This is a genomic window from Pandoraea sp. ISTKB, assembly GCF_001721285.1.
GTDB lineage: Bacteria > Pseudomonadota > Gammaproteobacteria > Burkholderiales > Burkholderiaceae > Pandoraea > Pandoraea capi.
This window is the reverse complement of the sequence record NZ_MAOS01000030.1, coordinates 27,368-46,469: the sequence shown is the minus strand read 5'-3', so window position 1 is coordinate 46,469 and position 19,102 is coordinate 27,368. Positions and strand designations below refer to the sequence as shown.

General features: G+C 64.6%; 19 protein-coding genes. 14 read left to right on the top strand and 5 right to left on the bottom strand.

The window, feature by feature from the left end; all coding sequences use genetic code 11:
• Positions 1 to 30: 30 nt before the first annotated feature.
• Positions 31 to 1,479: a PLP-dependent aminotransferase family protein gene (locus A9762_RS10895; protein ID WP_069342064.1), complete on the top strand. Its 1,449-nt coding sequence runs from the start codon at positions 31 to 33 to the stop codon at positions 1,477 to 1,479.
• Positions 1,480 to 1,498: 19 nt separating this feature from the next.
• Here A9762_RS10895 and A9762_RS10890 read toward each other — a convergent pair whose 3' ends face one another.
• The gene (locus tag A9762_RS10890; RefSeq protein ID WP_069342063.1) at positions 1,499 to 2,497 is read right to left on the bottom strand and encodes a GlxA family transcriptional regulator; all 999 of its coding nucleotides are present in this window, start codon (positions 2,495 to 2,497) and stop codon (positions 1,499 to 1,501) included.
• Between the two features lie 54 nt (positions 2,498 to 2,551).
• Positions 2,552 to 3,823 (bottom strand): MFS transporter, encoded by a 1,272-nt coding sequence (locus tag A9762_RS10885; protein ID WP_083253829.1) that lies wholly within the window; start codon positions 3,821 to 3,823, stop codon positions 2,552 to 2,554.
• Between the two features lie 581 nt (positions 3,824 to 4,404).
• Between A9762_RS10885 and urtA the strand changes: the two genes are divergently transcribed.
• The 6 genes from urtA (at position 4,405) to A9762_RS10855 (ending at position 11,154) form a co-directional block, all read left to right on the top strand.
• On the top strand, positions 4,405 to 5,601 hold the full coding sequence (gene urtA, locus A9762_RS10880) for an urea ABC transporter substrate-binding protein (protein ID WP_371442800.1): 1,197 nt from the start codon (positions 4,405 to 4,407) through the stop codon (positions 5,599 to 5,601).
• Between the two features lie 63 nt (positions 5,602 to 5,664).
• Complete coding sequence (urtB, locus tag A9762_RS10875) at positions 5,665 to 7,287, top strand: urea ABC transporter permease subunit UrtB (RefSeq protein ID WP_069342060.1); 1,623 nt, start codon at positions 5,665 to 5,667, stop codon at positions 7,285 to 7,287.
• Complete coding sequence (gene urtC / locus A9762_RS10870) at positions 7,288 to 8,490, top strand: urea ABC transporter permease subunit UrtC (protein WP_083253828.1); 1,203 nt, start codon at positions 7,288 to 7,290, stop codon at positions 8,488 to 8,490.
• Positions 8,487 to 9,353, top strand: a complete 867-nt coding sequence (gene urtD, locus A9762_RS10865) for an urea ABC transporter ATP-binding protein UrtD (protein ID WP_069342059.1) — start codon at positions 8,487 to 8,489, stop codon at positions 9,351 to 9,353. The genes urtC and urtD overlap by 4 nt, the downstream gene beginning before the upstream one ends.
• A 2-nt stretch (positions 9,354 to 9,355) precedes the next feature.
• Complete coding sequence (urtE, locus tag A9762_RS10860) at positions 9,356 to 10,057, top strand: urea ABC transporter ATP-binding subunit UrtE (protein ID WP_069342058.1); 702 nt, start codon at positions 9,356 to 9,358, stop codon at positions 10,055 to 10,057.
• Between the two features lie 215 nt (positions 10,058 to 10,272).
• Positions 10,273 to 11,154, top strand: coding sequence for an urease accessory protein UreD (locus tag A9762_RS10855; RefSeq protein WP_240493507.1), 882 nt, complete (start codon positions 10,273 to 10,275; stop codon positions 11,152 to 11,154).
• A 75-nt stretch (positions 11,155 to 11,229) separates the two neighbouring features.
• Here the strand turns inward: A9762_RS10855 and A9762_RS10850 are convergent, their stop codons facing one another.
• Positions 11,230 to 12,573: an epoxide hydrolase family protein gene (locus A9762_RS10850; RefSeq protein ID WP_139133170.1), complete on the bottom strand. Its 1,344-nt coding sequence runs from the start codon at positions 12,571 to 12,573 to the stop codon at positions 11,230 to 11,232.
• Between the two features lie 22 nt (positions 12,574 to 12,595).
• Positions 12,596 to 13,009, bottom strand: coding sequence for an organic hydroperoxide resistance protein (locus A9762_RS10845; RefSeq protein ID WP_069342056.1), 414 nt, complete (start codon positions 13,007 to 13,009; stop codon positions 12,596 to 12,598).
• A 161-nt stretch (positions 13,010 to 13,170) separates the two neighbouring features.
• Between A9762_RS10845 and A9762_RS10840 the strand changes: the two genes are divergently transcribed.
• Complete coding sequence (locus A9762_RS10840; RefSeq protein ID WP_069342055.1) at positions 13,171 to 13,629, top strand: MarR family winged helix-turn-helix transcriptional regulator; 459 nt, start codon at positions 13,171 to 13,173, stop codon at positions 13,627 to 13,629.
• Between the two features lie 143 nt (positions 13,630 to 13,772).
• On the opposite strand, the gene A9762_RS10835 is transcribed toward A9762_RS10840, so the two are convergent.
• Positions 13,773 to 14,366, bottom strand: coding sequence for a cysteine hydrolase family protein (locus A9762_RS10835; RefSeq protein ID WP_069342119.1), 594 nt, complete (start codon positions 14,364 to 14,366; stop codon positions 13,773 to 13,775).
• A gap of 544 nt (positions 14,367 to 14,910) precedes the next feature.
• Here A9762_RS10835 and A9762_RS10830 point away from each other — a divergent pair.
• From A9762_RS10830 to A9762_RS10805, 6 genes are all read left to right on the top strand, one after another.
• Positions 14,911 to 15,681 carry a transporter substrate-binding domain-containing protein gene (locus A9762_RS10830; RefSeq protein ID WP_069342118.1) on the top strand — a complete coding sequence of 257 codons (771 nt, stop codon included), beginning with the start codon at positions 14,911 to 14,913 and terminating at the stop codon, positions 15,679 to 15,681.
• Between the two features lie 94 nt (positions 15,682 to 15,775).
• Positions 15,776 to 16,462 (top strand): amino acid ABC transporter permease, encoded by a 687-nt coding sequence (locus A9762_RS10825; RefSeq protein WP_069342054.1) that lies wholly within the window; start codon positions 15,776 to 15,778, stop codon positions 16,460 to 16,462.
• Positions 16,459 to 17,109: an amino acid ABC transporter permease gene (locus A9762_RS10820; RefSeq protein ID WP_069342053.1), complete on the top strand. Its 651-nt coding sequence runs from the start codon at positions 16,459 to 16,461 to the stop codon at positions 17,107 to 17,109. Before A9762_RS10825 ends, A9762_RS10820 begins: the two co-directional genes overlap by 4 nt.
• Positions 17,096 to 17,818: an amino acid ABC transporter ATP-binding protein gene (locus tag A9762_RS10815; RefSeq protein ID WP_069342052.1), complete on the top strand. Its 723-nt coding sequence runs from the start codon at positions 17,096 to 17,098 to the stop codon at positions 17,816 to 17,818. Before A9762_RS10820 ends, A9762_RS10815 begins: the two co-directional genes overlap by 14 nt.
• A gap of 195 nt (positions 17,819 to 18,013) precedes the next feature.
• A complete protein-coding gene (locus tag A9762_RS10810; RefSeq protein WP_039407388.1) occupies positions 18,014 to 18,316 on the top strand; it encodes an urease subunit gamma in 303 nt (100 codons plus the stop codon).
• Between the two features lie 106 nt (positions 18,317 to 18,422).
• Positions 18,423 to 19,076, top strand: a complete 654-nt coding sequence (locus A9762_RS10805; RefSeq protein ID WP_083253827.1) for a HupE/UreJ family protein — start codon at positions 18,423 to 18,425, stop codon at positions 19,074 to 19,076.
• The last annotated feature ends 26 nt before the right edge of the window (positions 19,077 to 19,102 follow it).

The window sequence follows — 19,102 nt, the reverse complement described above, 5'->3', positions numbered from 1 at the left end:
TGCAGCGGACACTTATCGTGATCCTGCCCCATGGTCCAGCCGCTCGCTTTTTCCCTGAACCGCGCCCAGCCTGAAGCGCTCGTCGACCAGATCGTGCGTGAAGTCGAGCACGCGCTACAGCGCCAGACGCTGCATGCCGGTATGCGGATGCCATCGATCCGGTCGTTGGCGAAGGCCCACGGCATCAGCACCTTCACCGTCGTCGAGGCGTACGACCGTCTCGTGGCGCAGGGCACGCTCGTGGCACGACGCGGCGCGGGGTTCTTCGTGGCGGGCGCAGCCGATGCCCGCGAAGTCGGCACGCTCACCCGCAGCGGCAAACCGACGATGGCGACGACGGCAAGCGAGGTCACCAATGCGTGGCTGCTGTCCGAAATCTTCGCGGACGACTCCATCGCCGTGAAAAGCGGTTGTGGATGGCTACCGGACAGTTGGCTGGACGAAGATGGCCTGCATGGCGCGCTGCGTTCGCTGTCGAAGGGGCCGGGCGCGCACTTTGCCCATTACGGGCATCCGCACGGCTACGGGCCGTTGCGACAGTGGCTCACACGCCGTCTCGGCGAGTTGTCCATCGACGCGCCGCCCGAGCAGATCGTGCTCACGCAGGGCGCCACGCAGGCGCTCGATCTGATCGTACGGACGTTGCTCAAGCCGGGCGACACGGTACTGGTCGAAGCCCCGGCGTACTGCAATCTGCTGGCGGTGTTGCGGCTCGCGGGCCTGAACGTCGTGGGCATCCGCCGCACGGAAGCCGGGCTGGATCTCGCGGCGCTGGAGCAGGCGGCACAGACGCATCGGCCACGCGCGTTGTTCGTGAATCCGGCGTTGCAGAATCCGTTGGGAACGTCGCTCAGTCCGGCGTCGGCGCATCGGATATTGCAGTGTGCCGAGCAGCATGGGTTCTGGATCGTCGAAGACGATATCTATCGTGAACTGGCCCCGGCTGGCACACCGTCGCTTGCTGCGATGGACGGGTTATCTCGCGTGATCTACGTATCGAGCTTTTCGAAGACGATCTCGCCGTCGGTGCGCGTGGGGTATCTCGCGTGTTCGCGCGATCTGGCGCACGAAATTGCGCGCAGCAAGATGGTGGCGGGGCTCACGTCGTCGGAGATCAACGAGCGCATCGTGCATGCGATCCTCACCGAGGGACGCCACCGCAAGCACATCGAGCGTCTGTCGGACCGTCTCACGCGCTCGCGTGCGCGCCTGATCACGCAACTGCAATCGCATGGGGTGACGCTGCTGGCGCAACCGGAAGGCGGGATGTTCGTGTGCGGGAGTCTGCCGTCGACATCTCCCTCGGCACGGGAGCTGGCTGAAGCCGCGTTGCTCGAGAGCATCATGCTGGCCCCGGGCGAATTCTTCCTCGCGCACAACGAGCCCTGCCACTGGTTCCGCTTCAACGTCGCATACTCGGACGACGCTCGCCTGTTCCGCTTTCTGGATCGCGCGGCAGCGGGGAAGCTGGCGGCGTGATGCCAAAAGCCGAAGGGGACTACACCGTCTCCCCCACCCCAAACCTCTCCCGATACGCCACCGGCGTGACACCGTACTGGCGTTGAAACGCGCGGCGCAGGTTCTGTTCGTCGCCGAAGCCCACGCGTGCGGCGATGCGTTTTAGCGGGGCGTCCGTGTCGAGCAGCGCGAATCTCGCCGCTTCCAGACGCATGCGTTCCACCGCCTTCGCGGGCGTCGATCCCGTGCGCGCCAGATAGCTGCGCGCGAACGTGCGCGGGCTCATGTTCGCCTGCTCCGCCAGACGCATCACCGACAAGTCGCCGTCCAGCCGCTCGGACATCCACGTATGCAGATCGCCGAACGGTGCGCCCGCCGCGAACTGCTCCTGCAACGGCGGACTGAACTGCGACTGCCCGCCCGCACGCTTGAGAAACACCACCAGCCGACGCGCCGCCTGCAACGCAACGTCCACGCCCCAATCGTCCTCGATCAAGGCCAGCCCGAGATCGATGCCCGCCGTAATGCCTGCCGACGTCCACACCGGATCTTGACGCACGTAGATCGGATCGGACTCGACCAGCGCCTGCGGAAAGCACTGCTGCAACATCGCCGTATCGAGCCAGTGCGTCGTGGCGCGTCGCCCGTCGAGCAACCCCGCCGAACCGAGGATGAACGCCCCGACACACACGGAACACACGCGGCGCACGTTCGGCGCATAGTCGCGCAACCAGTCGCCTACCGGCCCCGGCACCGCAGGTCGATGCGCCACCGCGCCACCCACCGCGACCAGCGTGTCGACCGGCATCGTGTCCAGCGCGCGCATCGGCTCCGTGTGCAACGTGATGCCCGACCCCGTCTCCACCGGCCCGCCATGCTCGGACACCACCACCGTTCGGTAAGGCGCATCCTGACCCGTCTCCGTGTAGTTGCGGATGACGGCATGAAACGCGTCCAACGGCCCGGCCAGATCGAGCAGAACGAACGGCGGCACGATGAGAAACGCGACCAGACGAGGTGGATGATCGGGTGGATTCATGATGGCTATCGACGCAGGGACGGACACATAAATGAACTCATGGACGAACGTGCATCAGGCCGCGACCTGCATCTCGCGCCGCTTCGCATCGACGGCGTACCACACCGTCGCCATCGCCGCGATCAGCAGCAGCGGGAACGTCGCCTGATTGATCGTCGACCAGCCGAAGCGCGCCAGCAACTGACCGGCGAACAGACTCGCCAGCGCCGTCCCGGCAAAGGTGATGAATTCGTTGGCCGCCTGTGCACGCGCGCGCTCTGCCGGACGATACGACATGGTCAGCAGCGTCGTGCCGCCCACGAACATGAAATTCCAGCCGACACCGAGGAACGCCAGCGCGGCATAGAAGTACGCCAGACTCGTCGACATCAGCGCCAGCACACCGCACAGCGCCGACATGCCGATACCCAGCAGCAACACCGGCACCACGCCCCAGCGCTTCACGAGATGGCCGGAAAAGAACGACGGCGCGTACATCCCGACCAGATGCCACTCGATGATGTGGGCGCCATCGTCGATGCTGTGACCGCAGGCGACGGCCGCGATGGGCGTGGCCGTCATCACGAACATCATCACCATGAAACCGATCAGGTTGTTCGCCAGCGCCGCCACGTAAATCGGTTGACGCATGATCTCGCCCAGCGGCCGCGCCGGTAACGCGTGGGCACCGCCCGTCGCGCCGCTTGCCGCATGCACCGGCAGATCGCGCAGGAATCCCACGAGCAGCACCAGCGAGACGCCCGACAGAAGGGTGACGACGAGATACGACCCGGCAAACGTCACCGGCGCTAGCCAGTCTTTGCTACCCGCAGCGAGCGCCGGGCCGATCACGGCGGCCAGCACGCCGCCGGTGAGCACCACGGAGATCGCACGCGGCTTGTCTTCGACAGGCACGACATCCGCCGCTGCCAACCGGTAGTAACGTGCGAACGCCTGAAAGACGCCCACGCATGCCGTGCCCGCGCAGAACATGGCGAAGTGACGCTCGTAGATCGCCATGACCGACACCAGCCCGCCCACCGTGCCGAACAGCGCCCCCAGCGCGAAGCCGAGTCGCTGGCCGAAGCGCTGAATGAGCATCGACGCGAAGATCGTCGTGATGGCAGACGCCACGGTGATCAACGAGAACGGCAGCGTGGCGTAGCCCTTGTCGGACGCCAGCATGTAGCCGACGAGTCCCGTGAGCGTCAGGTCGACCGACAGCGCGGCAGTGTAGAGCGCCTGACAAGCGGCGAGCACGGCGGCGTAGCGGCGTCCGAGTCGACGGCGCGCCAACTCGGCAGGATCGGTAGGTGGCGCATCGCGCCCGGCGACGGTATCGGTCATATGCGTGGAGTCGGACAAGTGGGGAATCGTTGAGAGTCCTCATCTTGCCGTCGGCCGATTTGGCACGAATGCCAATCATGCATCAAAAAGTGCCACCCGGTGACGGGAACGCGTTCGCCGATCGTGCGCCCGGCCCCTCGGCGGAGATCGGCAGACGTTTGCCTTACCCAGCCCTGCCCGTCCTCCCATGCACAAAGGTGATCCACGGCGCGAGCGTCGCGCCAAATCGGTGCGCACCAACTCAGCGCGTCACCGCACCAACGTGCCTCTCGCCGGGCGACCACCCCTCGGCCGAAAGGACGATGGGAGGTCACATTTCTCCTGCGCGCCAAAGCCCGTAAAACTTGGATGCAAGTTTGAATACCAAGGTGAATTCCGGCCATCCGGTCGGTCTCCGATACGTCGCTCGCACACGCGAGAAGCCGCCATCGCGGCGACATCGACGCGTGCTGGCACGGCCCTTGCGTTAGTCCCCGAATACCGGATCCTCCGGTCTAACCAGGAATAGGGGAAGACGTACCATGAAACGACGCACGCTACTCCAGATGGCGGCCCTCTCGGGCGCCGCATCGCTTACCGGCATGGCGCCGAACTTGTTCGCGCAAAGCAAGCAGCCCATCAAGGTCGGTATCCTGCATTCGCTCTCGGGCACGATGGCCATCTCGGAGACGTCGCTCAAGGATGTCGCGCTGATGACCATTGCCGACATCAACGCCAAGGGTGGCGTGATGGGCCGTCCGCTCGAAGCCGTGATCGTCGACCCGGCATCGAACTGGCCGCTCTTCGCCGAGAAGGCACGCCAGTTGCTCACCAAGGACAAGGTCGCCGCCGTGTTCGGCTGCTGGACCTCCGTGTCGCGCAAGTCGGTGCTGCCGGTCTTCGAAGAACTCAACGGCCTGCTCTACTACCCGGTGCAGTACGAAGGCGAAGAGATGTCGAAGAACGTCTTCTACACCGGCGCCGCGCCGAACCAGCAGGCGATTCCGGCCGTGGAATATCTGATGGGCAAGGAAGGCGGCAGCGCCAAGCGCTTCTTCCTGCTCGGCACCGACTACGTCTACCCGCGCACGACCAACAAGATCCTGCGCGCGTTCCTGCACTCGAAGGGCGTGGCCGACAAGGATATTCAAGAGGTCTACACGCCGTTCGGTCACAGCGACTATCAGACCATCGTCGCCAACATCAAGCAGTTCGCGCAGGGCGGCAAGACCACTGTCATCTCCACGATCAACGGTGACTCGAACGTGCCGTTCTACAAGGAACTCGGCAACCAGGGCCTGAAGGCGACGGACGTGCCGGTCGTGGCGTTCTCCGTCGGCGAAGAAGAACTGCGCGGCATCGACACCAAGCCGCTCGTGGGTCACCTCGCGGCGTGGAACTACTTCATGTCGGTGAAGAACCCGACCAACGATTCGTTCAAGAAGGAATGGTTCGCGTACGTCAAGGCCAAGGGTCTGCCCGGCGGCGACAAACGCGTGACGAACGACCCGATGGAAGCCACCTACGTCGGCATGCATATGTGGAAGCAGGCCGTCGAGAAGGCCGCGAGCACGGACGTCGACAAGGTGCGCACCGCCATGATCGGCCAGTCGTTCAAGTCGCCGGACGGCTTCGACATGGTCATGGACGGTAACCACCACCTGCACAAGCCGGTGATGATCGGCGAAATCCGCCCGGACGGTCAGTTCAACGTCGTGTGGAAGACGAAGTCGACCGTGCGTGCCCAACCGTGGAGCCCGTTCATCGCGGGTAACGAAGGCAAGCCCGACAAGGTCTGATCTTCCTTCCATTCCCTGCGCCGGAGCCGCACCGACGGCTTCCGGCGCATGCAGAGGTTTCGCATGATAACGATAAGACGCTGGACCGCTGCCGCCCTTGTCCTGATCTCTCTGGGCGCTGCGCTGACGATGTCCTCCACGGCCCGTGCGGCCGTCACCAACGACGATCTCGCTGCCCTCGCCGGTGACGACTTCGACGCCAAGGCACAAGCCATCGATCACCTCGCTGCCGACGGTTCGCCGCAGGCCGCAGCCCTGCTCAAAGCGCTCGCCGACGATACGGCCGCGACCGTGGGCAACAGCATCGCCATTCAGAAGGACGACAAATACGTCGACCCGATCACAGGCGCGCCGGTCAAGGCCGACGACGCCGGATCGCTCACGCTCAACAACGTGCTGCGCGCGAAGGTCGCCACCGCCGCGGCCGCCGGTGCGCTGCTCTCTGCGGACCACGACGCGCGCGCGCAAGCCATCGACACGATGCTGCAAAACCCGTCGCCCGCGTTCAAGACGCTCATCGAGCAAGCCCGCCAGAAGGAGACGGACCCGGCATTGCGCAAGCGTCTCGATCAGCTCTGGGCGCAATCGGCCCTGCACGACGCCGATCCGAAGAAGCGCCGCGAAGCCATCGACCTGATCGCCGCCGCCGGCGATCCGCAGATGCGCGACCTGCTGCTGCCCATCGTCGCCAAACAGGCTGACGGCACCTACGCCGAGCCGGATGCCACCGTGCGCAGCGCCGCCGACATCGCCCTCACGCAACTGGCGTCGGCACAGCGCCGCAGCGAGTTCTTCGGCACGGTGTTCGCCGGTCTCTCGCTCGGCAGCGTGCTCCTGCTCGCCGCCCTCGGCCTGGCGATCACGTACGGCCTCATCGGCGTGATCAACATGGCGCACGGTGAATTCCTGATGATCGGCGCCTATGCCACCTATGTCGTGCAGACGCTGTTCCAGCGCTTCGCACCGGGTGCGTTCGACTTCTATCTCGTCGCCGCCGTGCCGACAGCATTTCTCGTCGCGGCCGCCGTCGGCTTCGTTCTGGAGCGCACCGTCATCAAGCATCTGTACGGACGTCCGCTGGAAACGCTGCTCACGACCTTCGGTATCAGCCTGCTGCTGATTCAGGCGGTGCGCACGCTGTTCGGCGCGCAGAACGTCGAAGTCATCAATCCGTCGTGGATGAGCGGCGGCATTGCCGTGCTGCCGAACCTGATGCTGCCGTACAACCGCATCGTGATTCTCGTGTTCGCGCTGGCCGTCGTGGCGATCACGTGGTCGGTGCTGAACCTCACGCGCCTCGGCCTGTTCATTCGCGCCGTGACGCAGAACCGCGCCATGGCCGCCTGCGTGGGCGTGAAGACGGGACGCGTCGACAGCTACGCCTTCGCCTTCGGTGCAGGCATCGCCGGACTGGGCGGTTGCGCACTCTCGCAGATCGGCAACGTCGGCCCCGACCTCGGTCAGAGCTACATCATCGACTCGTTCATGGCCGTGGTGCTCGGCGGCGTGGGTCAGCTTGCCGGGACGATCGTCGGCGCGTTCGGTCTTGGCATCGCCAACAAGCTGCTCGAACCCGTGTGGGGTGCCGTGCTCGCCAAGATCGCCGTGCTGATCCTGATCGTGCTGTTCATCCAGAAGCGCCCGCAGGGCATGTTTGCGCTCAAAGGGCGCAGCGCGGAGGCCTGAATGCAAACGTCGAACTTTCTCCCCGAAGGCATTGCACCGACGATGTCGCTGGATGTCCCGGCGCGCGCGCGGTTGCTGCCCAAACACGTGGCCCCGCTGTTGCTCGCCTTCGTGCTGGCCGTCATGGTGATCGTGCCGGTGTGTGCGCTGGTGCTGCCGGCCACGCATCCGCTGCACCTGTCGGCTTACGCCATGACGCTCGTCGGCAAGATCATGTGCTACGCCATCGCGGCGCTCGCGCTCGATCTGGTGTGGGGCTACTGCGGCATTCTGAGCCTAGGTCACGGCCTGTTCTTCGCGCTCGGCGGTTATGCGATGGGCATGTACCTCATGCGCGGCATCGGCCGTGACGGCGTGTATCACAGCGACCTGCCGGACTTCATGGTGTTTCTCGACTGGAAGGAATTGCCCTGGTACTGGACCGGCACCGAGCATTTCGCGTGGGCGATGTTTCTCGTCGTCGCGCTGCCCGGCGTGGTCGCATGGCTCTTCGGCTATCTGGCGTTCCGCTCGCGTGTGAAGGGCGTCTATCTGTCGATCATCACGCAGGCGCTCACCTTTGCCGCCATGTTGCTGTTCTATCGCAACGAAACCGGCTTCGGCGGCAACAACGGCTTCACGGATTTCAAGCGCATTCTGGGCTACTCGATCACCTCGGCGAACACGCGCACCGTGCTGTTTCTGGTGACGTTCGCGGTGCTGGTCGGTGCGTTCCTGCTGTGCCGCGCGCTGGTCGTGTCGAAGTTCGGCCGTGTCGTGACCGCCATTCGCGACGGTGAATCGCGCGCCATGTTCCTCGGCTACCGGCCGCTGAGCTACAAGCTGTTCGTGTGGACGCTGTCCGCCATGCTGTGCGGCATTGCCGGTGCGCTGTACGTGCCGCAGGTCGGCATCATCAATCCGAGCGAGATGGCGCCGGTCAACTCCATCGAGATGGCGATCTGGGTCGCCATCGGTGGACGCGGCTCGCTCATCGGTGCGATTGCCGGTGCGTTCATCGTCAACGGCGCAAAGAGCTTCTTCACCGCGTACTTCGCCGAATACTGGCTGTTCTTCCTCGGCGCGATGTTCGTGCTGGTACCGCTGTTGCTGCCGCAGGGGGTGATGGGACTCGTCTCGCAACTCACGCGCAAACGCACGCAGCACGCACCGGCTGCCGCCGAAGGCGATGTGCCCCATCCCGTTTCCGGAGACCGCGCATGAGACCCGACTACGACATTCGCTGGCAGGAGGCCGATGCGCCGGATGCCTCCGTGACCGTCAGCGGCGACGCCACCGGCATGTCGCACCTCGTGGTGCCGGGGGAGATCGATACGTCGCACGGCCTCATCCTCTACCTCGAGAACATCTCCGTATCGTTCGACGGCTTTCGCGCGCTGAACGATCTCTCGCTGTCGATCAAGACCGACGAACTGCGCTGCATCATCGGTCCGAACGGCGCGGGCAAGACCACGATGATGGACGTGATCACCGGCAAGACGCGTCCCGACTCGGGTCGCGCCTTCCTCGGGCAGACGCTCGACCTCTCACGACTGGACGAACCCGCCATCGCGCAGGCCGGCGTCGGCCGCAAGTTCCAGAAGCCGACGGTGTTCGAGCATCACAGTGTCTGGGAAAACCTTGAACTCGCCTGCGCCGGCGACAAGCGCTGGTTCCACGCGCTGTGGGCGATGCTCACCCCCACGATGCGGCGCCGTATCGAAGAAGTCCTCGCGCTCACGCATCTCGAACATCAGGCGCACGTGCGCGCCGGTCAGTTGTCGCACGGTCAGAAGCAGCGGCTGGAGATCGGGATGTTGCTGATGCAGCAGCCTCAGTTGCTGTTGCTCGACGAACCGGCGGCCGGTATGACCGACGAGGAAACGGCGCAGTTGGCCGAGCTGCTCAACCGTCTGCGCGGCCATTGCTCGATGATGGTGGTCGAGCACGACATGGCGTTCGTCGCGGCGCTCGCGGGCGAGACGGGTCTCGTCACGGTGATGGCCGAAGGCCGGGTGCTCGCCGAAGGCACGCTCGACGCGGTGCAGCGTGACGAGCGCGTGATCGAATCGTATCTGGGACGCTGACCATGCTGGAAATTCACGCACTCAATCAGTACTACAGCGGCAGTCACATCCTGCGCAACGTGGAATTCACGGTGCCCGACGCGCAACTCACCGTGCTGCTCGGACGCAATGGCGTGGGCAAGACCACACTGCTCAAATGCCTCATGGGCGTGGTGCCGGTGAAGTCGGGAAGCATCGCGTGGCGCGGCAAGACGCTTACGTCCTCGCCCTCCTATGCCCGTGTGTCGAGCGGACTGGCGTACGTGCCGCAGGGGCGCGAGATCTTCCCGCGTCTCACCGTCGAGGAGAATCTGCTGATCGGCGCGGCGAGCCGTCCGTCGCGTGAAGCCAAGCGCGGCGTGCCGGACGACATCTACGAGCTGTTCCCGGTGTTGCGCGACATGAAGCAGCGGCGCGGCGGCGATCTGTCCGGCGGGCAACAGCAGCAGCTCGCCATCGGACGCGCGCTCATGAGCGATCCGCAACTGCTGATTCTCGACGAACCGACGGAAGGCATTCAGCCGTCGATCATCAAGGACATCGGGCGCACGCTGCGACGCCTCGTGGATGAGCGCGGCATGACGGTGCTGCTCGTCGAGCAGTATTACGACTTCGCGCTCGAACTCGCGGATCACTACCGCGTGATGAGTCGCGGGGCCATCGTCGCGAGTGGTCTGGGCAAGGATATGGAAGCCGACGGTGTGCGGCACATGGTGGCGGTGTAACGACGCGTCGACGCATCCAACGCCGAACGGAATGTCGCGACGTCGCGGCGCGTGATAGATTCGCGCCATTCGTCGCGATATTCCGTTAACCCGCGAGCGGTGTTGCGTGCCGTGTTGTTCGCACCCGCGATTCGGTATTCGCTCACCGTCCACAGACACGCCCGCGCTTGCGCAAGTTTCCGTCTCTCATGAATCATCCAGACGTTCCCACCGCTATGCCGTCACCCTCTGCGCCGACATCGGCGTCGGCGGCACCCGCGACACCGTCAGCGGGCTGGCATGCTGAACTGACGCTCGGCTTCGTGCGTCAGCAGGCACGCACCGTGCTCGCAACGCGACGCCACAAGGGCCCGCTCGTCGTTCAGAAGTCGCTGCACCCGGAAGGCCCGGGTATCTGCCATGCGGTCGTCGTGCATCCGCCCGGCGGCATTGCGGGGGGCGACGCGCTATCCATCGACATCGACGTGGGCGACAACGCGCACGCCGTGCTGACCACGCCGGGCGCGACCAAGTGGTACAAGTCGCAAGGGCGCTTCGGCACGCAGGACATCAAGCTCACCGTGCGCGACGGCGCGAAGCTCGACTGGCTGCCGCTGGAGAACATCGTGTTCGAGCATGCCGATGCGCGTCAGACGATCACGGTGCGACTCGGCGAGCACGCCACGGCGATCGGCTGGGACGCAACGCTTCTCGGCCGTCAGGCCGCTGGCGAACAGTGGACGCAGGGCCGCTGGCGCTCGAACTTCGAATTGCGCGACGCGCAGGACCGTCTGCTGTGGGCCGAGCAGGCGGTACTCGGCGCGGACGACGCCCAGCGCACCGGCGCGACCGGCCTCGCGGGCTTCCCCGTCTTCGCCGCACTGTGGGCTGTGGGTCCGGCATGCACGCGTGAGTTGGCAGAGTCGCTGGCCGAAGGATTACCGTTCGACGACGGGATTCGCGCGGGCATCACCTGCCTGCCGGGCAATGTGCTGGTGCTGCGCGTGCTCAGTCACGACATGGAGACGGCCCGCCGGTTGCTCATCGCCCATTGGCTCAAGCTGCGCCCGCTCGTGCACGACGTCCCCGCCGAGCCGCTGCGGATCTGGTCGACCTGATACGACTCAAAGCACGGCGACGGACGCAACAAAGGGCGAACCACGTCCGCCCTTTGCCGCCACTCTGTCACACCCTCATTGACGCACCGACCTGAATGCCTGACGCAGATCCTGCGTCAGCGTTTCCGGCTGCTCCCATGCGGCGAAGTGACCGCCCTTGGCCGGACGGCTGTAGTAGATCAGGTTGGGGAACGCCTTTCTGGCCCAACTTTCGGGGGCTTGATAAAGCTCGTCCGGGAACGCGCTGACCGCAACCGGGATCTTGATGCCCTTCGGCGCGAAGAACGCCAGCTTGTTCTCCCAATACAACCGCGCCGACGACACCGCGGTCTTGGTGAGCCAGTACAACGTGATGTTGTCCAGCACGTCGTCGCGCGTCAGCCCTTCCTGTTTGCCGTCGAACACGCGGGCAATCAGCGCGTAGCTGCGGGCGTCGTGGTCGAGCATCCACGCCGCCAGACCGATCGGGGAATCCTCGATGCCATAGAGCGTCTGCGGACGCGCGCTCATCTCCTGCGCATAGGCCAGCCCGTGCGAATAGAAGAAGTCGAGTTGCTCGTACGCGCGCTTTTCGTCCGCCGATAAACCAGCGGGGGGCGGTTGATGCGCATCAAGCGACTTCTGAATCTCGTCAGGCACGGCACCCGGCATGTTCGTATGGATCGCGAGCAACGCCGCAGGCGCCTGCACCGCCATCTGCTCGGTCACGGCATCGCCCCAGTCGCCGCCCTGCGCGACAAAGTGCTGATAGCCGAGTCGACGCATCAACTCCGTCCACGCACGCGCAATGTGCGCCGGGTCCCAGCCGAGTTCGGTCGGTTTGCCGGAAAAACCATAGCCCGGCAACGACGGGATGACGACGTCGAAGGCATCGTCCGCCTGAGCGCCATGCGCTGTCGGGTTGGTCAGCGGATCGATGATCTTCAGTTGCTCGATGACCGACCCCGGCCAGCCATGCGTCACGATGATCGGCAAGGCGTTCTTGTTTTTCGAGCGTACGTGGATGAAGTGGATGTCGACGCCGTCGATGGTCGTCACGAACTGCGGCAGCGCATTGAGCTTCGCTTCCACGCGACGCCAGTCGTAGTCCTTCGCCCAGTACTGCGCCAGCCGCTGCATCGTGGCCAGTTGAACACCCTGCGAGCCGTCGTTCACCAGTTCGCGGCTGGGCCATCGGGTGGCGGCGATACGCCGACGCAGATCCTTCAACGCCTGGTCCGAGGCGTGGTAGTGAAACGGACGAATCGAGGTGTCGACGGCTTGCGTCGATGCGCTCGCCGTCGCTGTCTCGCCGACCGGTTGTGCGGCCTCAGCCGCAACGGACGTGATCAAGCCGATGGACAGCACGGTCGCGGAAACCGCCATCAGGCGGACCGCACGAAGAGAGCGCATGGAGCGCGAGCGCTTTGCGGATGGCATGTCGATGTCTCCGGAAGTCAGGTCATCCGACGAGGTTCAGCTCGACGTCGATGTTGTTGCGGGTCGCCTTGGAATACGGGCAAGTCTGGTGTGCCGCATCGATGAGCGAACGGGCGACGTCGCGCTCGAGCCCCGGCAGGCTGACGTTCAGTCGCGCCTGAAGGAAGTACGCGCCATCGACATTCGCGAGATCGACTTCGGCGTCGACAGCCGTATCTGCAGGCAGCTGGATCTTCAGCTTGGCCGCCGCCAGCCCCATCGCGCCGATGAAGCACGCGGACCAGCCTGCGGCAAAGAGCTGCTCGGGGTTCGTGCCCGCGCCCGAGGAGCCAGGGGCGGACAGCTTGATGTCGAGCTTGCTGTCGGAACTGCGGGCCCAGCCGTCGCGGCCGCCAGTGGTGTGGGTCTTGCCGGTATAGAGCACTTTGCTTGCCATGATGATTTCCTCTTGGGTTTCGTCGGTGGATACTTCTTTTGATTCGCATCCGATTCGATCGGATGCGATGCATATTGCAGCAACGAAATCCAAAAGTCAACGCATTCCGATTAAATCGGATACGATGCATATCGTGAATCGACTAATCCGACCCGACCGACATGAGTAAATCGAAGACTCCCGAGCCCGCGCTGCCTCAGCTTTCCGACTTCCTGTGCTTCGCGGTGTATTCGGCCAACCTGGCCTTCGGCCGTGCCTACAAGCCCCTGCTCGAAGACCTTGGCGTGACCTATACGCAGTGGATTGCGATCGTGGCGCTCTGGGAAAACGACGGTATTTCCGTGAAGCAGTTGGGGGAGAAGCTGTTCCTCGAATCGAACACGCTCACGCCCATCCTGAAAAAGCTCGAGGAACTGGGCTATTTGCGCCGTCAGCGCGATCCCGCCGACGAGCGGCAAGTCATCGTCAGCCTGACGGACGCCGGCAGACAACTGCGCGAGAAGGGTGGGCAGCGCGATCTGGTCGCCGCGACCGGACTGGGTCCGGAGGAGTTCGACCGCACGCAAAAGGCCATCGTGAAAATGCGCGACAGCCTGCTCAAGCACACCGGACAGGATTGAGCGCTCAGAGGTAAAGCGGCCTGTACTCCGGTGACGAGCGCGTCAACAGGCCCGACGACGGGCCCGCTGACGAGTGGCGTACCTCGTGGACGCCTCAATGCACGCATTGACACGATCGCAACGCACGTGCCGATGCCTGCCGTTCACGCTGACAATGCGCCAAGCACGTCCTGTGCGGTGACGATGTCCGCGTTGCGCGCGAGCACCTTGTCCAGCAGCACCCGCTCGACTTCGCTGTCGGGGTCCGGGCAGCAGTCACGCGCAATCACCACGCGGTAATCGAGATCGAACGCCTGACGCGTCGTGGACAGCACCACGCCGCTCGTCGTCACACCGGCAAGCACGAGCGTATCGACGTTGGCCGAGCGCAGCAGCGTCTGCATGTCGGTGCCGCTGAATGCGCCGATACGATGCTTGATCACGACCGCTTCACCGGCTTGCGGCGCGACATCGTCGTGAATCGCCGTGGCCGGTTGGTCGAGCAGCAGAACGCCGTTCGCCTTGATGCCCGAGAAGATGCGATTGCGCGCGCTGACTTCGGGATGACCGGCGCGGAACCCGACCTGGACATACACCACCGTCATCTTCGCGGCACGGGCCGCGTTGAGCAGTTGCGCGGTCTTGCCGAGAATCTCGGCGTGACGTTCCGGCGCGACGTTGTGTTGCAGGATGAACGGCTGATAGTCCATCACGAGCAACGCGGACTTGGTGGGGTCGAGGTGTAGCTGGGCTGACATCGTCATATCTCCGGCGAAGCATTCAGTAGGGAAAGCGATCCGATCGCAACGCCGCCACTGTCAGCTTCCGCTCCCTCGCCGTCAAGTCACCGCGCCGATGCATGTGAGACGTCGCGCTGACACCGGGCGCCACGCGCGCCCTTATTCCCCTCTCGTCCGCCTCTTTACCACCACGCACCATTACGGTGACACCCGTTGCCAGGGCGCGCGTGGGTCCCGACGTTTACGCACCAATTTCGGGCAACGCTCCATTGTGCGCCAGCTCGCGCCGACGTCGCCCTTCGTTGGCCGACGCGCCTCTTCGCCTTGTGCCGCAAGCCTGCACGCGATTCGTCGGTCCCGGGCACGATTCCTGCTACCTCACTGTATCGACCGGTCAGACCAGATGAGCCGGCCGCCGGAACACTCCTGTTACCGGAATGCTTCGCCCCCGACCCACGAGGTTGCCGACATGCTGCCGTTCATCCGCTCCACCACCGCTCACGACACCATCGCCGCCACGCTCGGCGCGCGCGCCCGTGCCCGTCGTCTCTTCGCCACGCTGATGCTGAGCGTGAGCGCCATCGCCGCGTTTGCGGTCGTCATGCCGCGCGCCGCGCACGCCGATGGTCTCGACGACATCGTCAAGCGCGGTACCCTGCGTGTGGCCGTGCCGCAGGACTTCCCGCCGTTCGGCTCGATCGGCGCCGACATGAAGCCGGTCGGCTACGACATCGACACCGCCGCGCTGCTCGCCAAGGGCATGGGCGTGAAGCTCGAACTCGTGCCGGTGACCAGCGCCAACCGCATTCCGTACCTCACGACGAACAAGGCCGATCTCGTGATCTCCAGCCTCGGCAAGAACGCCGAGCGCGAGAAGGTCATCGACTTCTCCGACGCCTATGCCCCGTTCTATAACGGCGTGTTCGGTCCGAAGGACCTCGCCGTGGCCAAGCCCGCCGACCTGTCGGGCAAGACCATCGGCGTGACGCGCGGCGCAGTGGAAGACCTCGAACTCTCGAAGGTCGCCCCGGCTGACGTCACCATCAAGCGCTTCGAAGACAACAACGGCACCATCTCGGCGTTCCTGTCGGGTCAGGTGCAACTCGTTGCGACGGGCAACGTCGTGGCCGCCGCCATCGTCGCGAAGCATCCGCCCAAGCTGCCGGAGCCGAAGTTCCTCATCAAGAACTCGCCCTGCTTCGTTGGCCTGAACAAGAACGAGCCGCGTCTGCTCGCCAAGGTCAACGCAATCATCGCCGCCTCGAAGAAAGACGGCTCGCTGGGCAAGGTCTCGCAGAAGTGGCTCGGCATGCCGCTGCCGACCGACCTTTGATCGACCGCAGACACGCATGACTCCCCGAGGCGCAAGAAACGCTTAAGCGTCACGCCTCGCTAACCGCCCACGTGCTTCCCTCCATGTCCGCTTCATGCATTACGTCCTAGACTTTGCCGATCTGCGGCAATACTTCATGCTGTTCGTGCGCGGCGCTGCGCTGACGATCGTGCTCACGGCCATCGCCACGATCATCGGCGTGATCATCGGTGCGCTGTGCGCCGTCGCCCGCGAGGAAGGATCGAACTGGTCCAAGCTCTTTGCGGGCGCCTACGTCGAACTCATTCGCAACACGCCGTTCATCGTCCAGCTTTTCTTCATCTTCTTCGGCCTGCCCAGTCTGGGCATTCGTATCGACGAGACGACCGCCGCCATCATCGCCATGAGCCTGAACCTCGGCGCCTATGCCACCGAGATCATTCGCGCCGGCATGCGTGCGGTGCCGCGCGGACTCTCGGAAGCCGGGCTGTCGCTCGCCATGACGCGCGGGCAGATTCTGCGTCACGTGATCCTTCCCCAAGCGTTCGCCAAGGTCTTCCCGGCGCTCGCAAGCCAGATCGTCATCGTGATGCTCGGTTCGGCCGTCGTGTCGCAAATCTCCGTGCCGGATCTGTCGTATGCCGCGAACTTCGTGCAGTCGCGCACGTTCCGCGCCTTCGAAAGCTATCTGATCGTCACCGCGCTGTATCTCGTGCTCGCCATCGCGCTGCGTCGCGTGCTCATGCGCTGCGCCAAACGCCTGTTCCGCGGCATGGTCAAGGTCAAGGGAGGTGCGCGATGATCGAATTCTCGTTGTGGGACATGCTGCGCGGGCTGATGCTCGCCGGACGCTGGACACTCGCTCTCTCGGCCATCGCTTTCGTGTGTGGCGGACTGGTCGCGCTGTTGCTGCTGGTCATTCGTGTCGGTCGCGTGCAGTGGGCCGCGCGAGTCGTGGCGCTGTACATCGAGGTGTTTCAGGGCACGCCGCTGCTCATGCAACTGTTTCTCGTGTTCTTCGGGCTGCCGTTGCTCGGCCTGGAGGTGTCGCCGTGGGTTGCCGCCGCCGTGTGCCTCACGCTCTACACGAGCGCCTATCTGACGGAAATCTGGCGCGGCTGCGTCGACGCCATCCCGCACGGTCAGTGGGAAGCCTCGTCGAGCCTCGCCATGCGCTACGGCGAGCAGTTGCGTCACGTGATCCTGCCGCAGGCGCTGCGCATCGCCATCGCGCCGACGGTCGGCTTCTCGGTGCAGGTCGTCAAGAGCACGGCGCTCGCGTCGATCATCGGCTTCGACGAACTCACCAAGACCGGCACCATGCTCACCAACGCGACGTTCCAGCCGTTCACCGTGTACGGCCTCGTCGCACTGCTCTACTTCGCTGCCTGCTACCCGCTGTCGCTGTGGGCGCGTCATCTCGAAAGGAAACTCCATGTCGCTGATTAAAGTCAGGGGAATGCAAAAGCGCTTCGGCGAAAACCCCGTGCTGCGAGGCATCGACATGGAAGTCGAGCGCGGTCAGGTCGTATCGATCATCGGTAAAAGCGGCTCGGGCAAGAGCACGTTGCTGCGCACGCTCAATGGTCTGGAGAGCTTCGATGCCGGTAGCGTCGACGTCGACGGCGTGCTCGTCGGCGCACGTGACACCGACCTGCGCGCCCTGCGCCTGAAGGTCGGCATGGTGTTCCAGCAGTACAACCTGTTCCCGCATCTGACGGCGGGCGAGAACGTGATGCTCGCGCAGAAGGTCGTCAAGAAGACGTCCAAGGCCGAGGCGCGCGAAGTGGCCCGCACCATGCTGGCGAAGGTAGGGCTGGCCGACAAGTTCGACAGCTATCCGTCGCAACTCTCCGGTGGCCAGCAGCAGCGCGTGGCGATTGCCCGTTCGCTCGCGATGCACCCGGCGGTGCTGCTGTGCGACGAAATTACTTCGGCGCTCGATCCGGAACTGGTCGCGGAAGTGCTCAAGGTGCTCGAAGACCTGGCCGCGGAAGGTATGACGCTGATTCTCGTCACGCATGAGATGCGTTTTGCCCGGCACGTGTCAGACCGCGTGGTGTTCATGCATCAGGGGAAGATCTGGGAATCCGGCGATCCGGAACAGCTCTTCACGCAGCCCGCCACGCAGGAATTGCAGCGGTTCATTTCTCAATGATTTCGCAGTGAAACAGGGGCGCGTCGTCGGGGTTTCCACGACGCACGCCCTGTCGCGACGCCGGGGATTTCGCACGGTTTTGGTGCGTGACACGGCGACGGTAAAACCCAGTGGCGCGGCGTCGGACTCGTGCTTATGATGTGCGGCAACGACGTCGGTCCCCTGAACCCTTCGCATTGAAATTCACCTGTCACGATGAAGCTCACGCCACGCGAAAAAGACAAGCTGCTCATTTTCACCGCTGCCCTGCTCGCCGAACGGCGGCGTGCCCGCGGCCTGAAACTGAACTACCCCGAGGCCGTGGCGTTTATCAGCGCCGCCCTCATGGAAGCCGCGCGCGACGGACGCACCGTCGCCGACCTCATGCATTACGGCACGACGCTGCTCACTCGTGACGACGTGATGGAAGGCGTGCCCGAGATGATTCCGGACATTCAGGTGGAAGCCACCTTCCCGGACGGCACCAAGCTCGTCACCGTGCATCACCCGATTCCCTGAGCGTCACGGACACCTCGGTGTCGTCAGCCAGGCGCTGAAAGACACCGAACGTCGCCGTGACCCGATTGATTTGTCCTCGATAACCATTCTTTTAGGACGTCCCCCCATGCCCCGCCCCGACCACCTGCACGACGCGAGCGAAACGACCTCCGTCACCCCCAACGGCGCACGTCGCCTCGCTCGCGTCGCGACCGGCCTCGCGCTGCTTGCGACGTCCGGCGTCGCGCTCGCCCACCCGGGGCATCCGGGCCACGACGCAGCAAGCAGCTTCGCCGCAGGCTTCCTGCATCCGCTGACCGGCGCCGATCACCTGTGCGCGATGATCGTGGTCGGGCTGTGGAGCGCGCTCACCGCCAAGCGCGTGTGGGCCGCGCCGATCGCCTTCGTCGCGATGCTCGCCGCCGGCGGCCTGCTCGGCATGATGCATTGGTTCTCCCTGCCGCTGGTCGAGCCGATGATCGCCGTCTCGCTGCTCGTGCTCGGTCTGATGCTGGCCACGCGCGCACAACTGCCCGGTTGGGCCGGTGCCGCCATCGTCGGTGCGTTCGCGATCTTCCACGGCTTCGCGCACGGCGCGGAGTTGCCTGATGAAGCGAGCGCCATGCACTACATGGCCGGCTTCCTGGTCGCGACCGGCATGCTGCACTGCATCGGCATCGCCGCGGGCGTCGCACTGCGCAACCGCACGGTCTGGCTGCCGCGTCTGCTCGGCGCGGGCGTGCTCGCCTACGGCGCGACGCTGCTTGTCGCTGCGACCTGATCGAGACACCCGTACATTTCCCGGAG